This is a genomic window from Geobacillus sp., from assembly GCF_017515625.1.
GTDB classification, from domain to species: domain Bacteria; phylum Bacillota; class Bacilli; order Bacillales; family Anoxybacillaceae; genus Geobacillus; species Geobacillus stearothermophilus.
The window spans coordinates 1-3,820 of the sequence record NZ_JAFWFM010000217.1 but is presented as its reverse complement, the minus strand read 5'-3'; the positions used below and the strand labels follow the sequence as shown (position 1 = coordinate 3,820).

Annotated in this window: 4 protein-coding genes; all 4 read right to left on the bottom strand. The window is 57.6% G+C overall.

Going from position 1 to position 3,820, the window contains the following annotated elements; genetic code table 11:
* Window positions 1-179: 179 nt before the first annotated feature.
* Window positions 180-914, bottom strand: coding sequence for a YhcN/YlaJ family sporulation lipoprotein (locus IKE44_RS12690; protein WP_287466089.1), 735 nt, complete (start codon window positions 912-914; stop codon window positions 180-182).
* Between the two features lie 116 nt (window positions 915-1,030).
* Window positions 1,031-1,771 carry an NAD(+) synthase gene (nadE, locus tag IKE44_RS12685; RefSeq protein WP_033014805.1) on the bottom strand — a complete coding sequence of 247 codons (741 nt, stop codon included), beginning with the start codon at window positions 1,769-1,771 and terminating at the stop codon, window positions 1,031-1,033.
* Between the two features lie 34 nt (window positions 1,772-1,805).
* Window positions 1,806-2,750 (bottom strand): phosphotransferase, encoded by a 945-nt coding sequence (locus tag IKE44_RS12680; RefSeq protein ID WP_049624747.1) that lies wholly within the window; start codon window positions 2,748-2,750, stop codon window positions 1,806-1,808.
* Window positions 2,734-3,820, bottom strand: a 1,087-nt coding sequence (locus IKE44_RS12675; RefSeq protein ID WP_287466086.1) for a peptigoglycan-binding protein LysM, incomplete at its 5' end; no start/stop codon positions are given. The genes IKE44_RS12680 and IKE44_RS12675, both read right to left, overlap by 17 nt.

Sequence of the window (3,820 nt, the reverse complement as noted above, 5' to 3'; positions counted from 1 at the left end):
CATTTGCTTTTTTCTACCGCGCTTCGCTTGGTGGCCCCGACGAGCGTCGCGAACAAAAGTTCGCAACCCTCGTCGGGGAATCATTCCTGAATGTCACCCACAAATATTTTACTCACACCAGCGAAGGAGCAGCCATGAAAAAAGGCGCCCCGCTTTTTTGGGACGCCTTTTTCGGTTTGTCACCGAGTGTTTTCCGGCCGTTCTTGAATCGTGCCATCGATAAAAATGGTGCGCAAATCACGGCGGATTTCTTCCATATTGATTGGAGTCCCGCGTCGAAGCGCGTTGTCAATCGTGCGAATGCGGTGGTACATGCTCGGATTCGAGGTGACGCGCACCCGCTTGCCGTCCGCGTACGGAGCGACCGCTTGCTCGACACGCTTCTCAAGCCGCTTGGGATGGCGGGCGTCTGTGGCAATCGCGATGAGCGCCTGATCGCCATACACAACCGCGCGGGCATCGTCGACTCCGTTCACCGCTGCGGCGCGGCGGGAAAGCTTCTCAGCCAAACCGCCGGCATAGCTTCGGTAGTACGACGGGTGCGGATCGACGTTTAGCGAGTGCAAATGCCCATGGTAGTTGTAATCACTGTCACCGAAATCGACGTCGGGCGGAAGAGCCGGAACGTCCGTGTCAAACCGGGTCGCTGTTGGTCCTCCGAGGCGGCCGTCGTCCGTCAAATAATCGGTGACCGGACCGCGGCGCGCCCATATATAACGGTTGTCATAATTGAGCGCATTCGTCCCATATTGGCCATAGCGGAAATCGTCGCCTCGCTCCGTCGAGTAAAAACCGATCGGTCTCGCCGCATCATGATAACGCTGCGCCCCTTCCTCATTCGCCCGGTAGTTGGTGCATGAGGCGAGCAATCCGGCGACCGACAACACGCCGATCCATCTGACCGCGTATCTCAATGGAAAACCCCCCTTGGTTTCCTTCGCCCAAGGCTGGCATGAAGCCAGCCTTACGTTTAGCTTGCGGCAAACGCGGGGGGTTTATCGCTGTTAGTTCAACCCAACGAGATGACAGCTTAAAACTTCGGCGGCGCAATCGCCAACTGTCGTTTATGATGCGAACGTTCATGAAGCCGTTCAATAATTTTCCGATCGCGTTCTGGAATCTCTTCCCCTTTTAAATATTTATCGATCATTTCATACGTCGTGCCCATTTCGCTTTCATCCGTCTGCCCTTCCCACAGTCCGGCGCTTGGAGCTTTCTTGATAATTTCTTCCGGGACGCCGAGCAGACGACCCATTTCGCGCACTTCGCCTTTTGTAAAGTGAATGAGCGGCACTAAATCGACTCCACCGTCACCGTATTTCGTAAAGTAGCCCGTATGCCATTCGGCGGCGTTGTCCGTACCGACGACGAGATAGCCGTAATTGTTGGCGACCGCATACAACGTTGTCATGCGCAAACGCGCCCTTGTATTCGCATCTCCGAGGCGCGCGCGCTCTTCGCTCCATTCCCCGATGGCTTTCAGCTCGGCCTCGACCGCGCCAAACAACGTCCGGTGCGCCTCGGTCAAATCGATGACCAAATGCCGGATGCCGCAGCTTTTCACCACTTTCAGCGCATCTTCCATATCTTTCGGATTGCTTTTGCAAGGCATGATCAGCCCCAGCGAATCGTCCGGAAAGGCACGCTTAATCAAATGGGCGACAACCGCCGAGTCGATGCCGCCGCTGATGCCGACGACCGCCCCGTTTAAACCGGCTGATGAGACTTGGTCACGCAACCATTGCACGAGTTTGTCAATTTTTTCTTGCATCCGCCCTCGACTCCTTTTCCAAAGATTCCATTTCTCATTGTAGCATAGCATAAAGGCTACGGACAAACCGTTCTCTCCGCTTGCGGTCAAACACAAGAGGGCGGCGGCGCGCGGCGGCTGACCGCCATTCACGAAACACATCAGCCGGAAATAAGAGCGCATGCAAAAACCAGCGTTTTTCCAACCAACGGCGAAGCGGAGCGAAACGGGCGAGTGTTGAATATGACCAACCGATATACGGCAAGAGGCGATTGGCGTATTGGCAATAGTCAAGCCCGGGCGAGGCAAGAGCGGCCGCGTCATAGTCGATGAGGTACATCTGGCCGGTTGTGGTGCGCAAAAAATTATGGGAGGCGACATCACCATGAATGATGGCAGCAGAATCCTCCGTCAACTCTGGAGCATGCTCGCGACACGTTGATAGACAGTAATCCGCCCAGCGCAGCGTAAATAAAATGTCTTCTTTGTCCATGATCGTTTCAACAACAGGCAAATGTCGGCAAAACTCCTCATAGCAGCGCCGCCATTTGTCATACAGCTGCGCACGCGGTAGCCCTATCGCCTCCTGCTTGCTGCTGGCGATGTTTGCCGTTATGGTATGGTAACGTTCGAGCAAATGAAGTCCGTCAGCGGCGTCAGCCCAAGCGGCAAACGAGATTGGACGCGCTCCGGCTACATATTCCGTCAGCAGCCAATAGCATCCGCCGGCTTCAACCACTCCTCCGCGCCCGATCGGCATAGGGGCCGGCGCGTCGGAAAAACCGGTCTTCCTTAATGCGGCAAGAAGCCAGGCGTGCCGCGCGGCCGCAACAGGAAAGCGATACGCTTTGGCGACAAACATTCCTTGCCGGGCGGCAATGGCGAAGACATGCGGTTTCAATGCCACAACTTGTTGAATAACAAGCCGATATTGGCGGTCAAGAAGAAAAAAGAGACGGCCGACGGCGTCTCTTTCGATTGGATTATTGTTCTTCACCATGTTCGCTCTCCTCATCCGGCGGCCCGGCAAACAGGCGCGGGCTGGCGGCCGGCGGAGCAGGCGAAGGCGCATACCCAGGCGGGCTTGTCGGGTAGACGACGCCCGGCCACGGAAGCGGCGCCGCCTGTTGTGGGGCATACCCGTATGGAGCCGGCGGCACGTACACGCCAGGCGGTGCATACCCCCCATAGTGCGGAACCGGCGAATATACAGGCATATAGGCAACTGGCGGATACCCAGCCGGAGGCGCATACACCCCGGGCGGCGCGTATCCCGGCGAAGCGAAAGCGGCTCCCGCTGGCGGCGTCGGCGGGATGGCAGCCCCATGTCCACCCGGCCCAAGAAGCGGTGGGGACTCCGCCGATTCACTGCTGCTTTCACTGATGCCTGGATAAGGTGCTGCACCGCTTTCTGGGCTTTCCCCGGCCGGCGGATTGGGCAGCGGAGAATACGGCGGCATCGCTGGCAACGGCGGCACATAAAACCCTGGCCCCGGCAAAATCGGCGTCACCGGCACACATCCTTGATCACTGCCAAACGCCGGCGCTGGCGGCGGCGCGACCGGAACGTATGGAATGTTCGGAAGCGGCGGCGCTTCATCACTTTCCGGTTCCATCTGCTCCCCTTTCAGTTTATCCGGGCTTTCTCCTGTTTCCTCTTTCATAATGCCAGGTAAAATATTGCTCGGCTTCGGCGGAATCGGCGGCAGATTCGACAACGATTTGGCAAATGAAACGTGAGAGGACGCAGCGGCCGGCGGGATCGTATGCACAAACGGCGGTTCGACAGTCGGCGTTTTCGCTCCCTCGGCGTTCGCGGCATTTGGCGCCTCATTGACCGGCACATTCGGTGTTTCATTTACTGGTGCGTTTGGTGTTTCGTTGACAGGTACTTTCAGCTCCCCTTTCCCCGTCGCTTTCGGTGTTTCGCTGACTGGCGCCTTCGGTGCTTCCTTCACTGCCGCTTTCGGCGCTTCGCTCACCGGCGCCTTCGGTGCTTCCTTCACTGCCGCTTTCGGCGCTTCGCTCACCGGCGCCTTCGGGGCTTCCTTCACCGCCGCTTTCGGCGCT

Excerpts from the sequence above, each read along its gene's own strand:
- nadE (WP_033014805.1), bottom strand. The coding sequence starts at position 1,771 with ATGCAAGAAAAAATTGACAAACTCGTGCAATGGTTGCGTGACCAAGTC.
- IKE44_RS12680 (WP_049624747.1), bottom strand. The coding sequence starts at position 2,750 with ATGGTGAAGAACAATAATCCAATCGAAAGAGACGCCGTCGGCCGTCTC.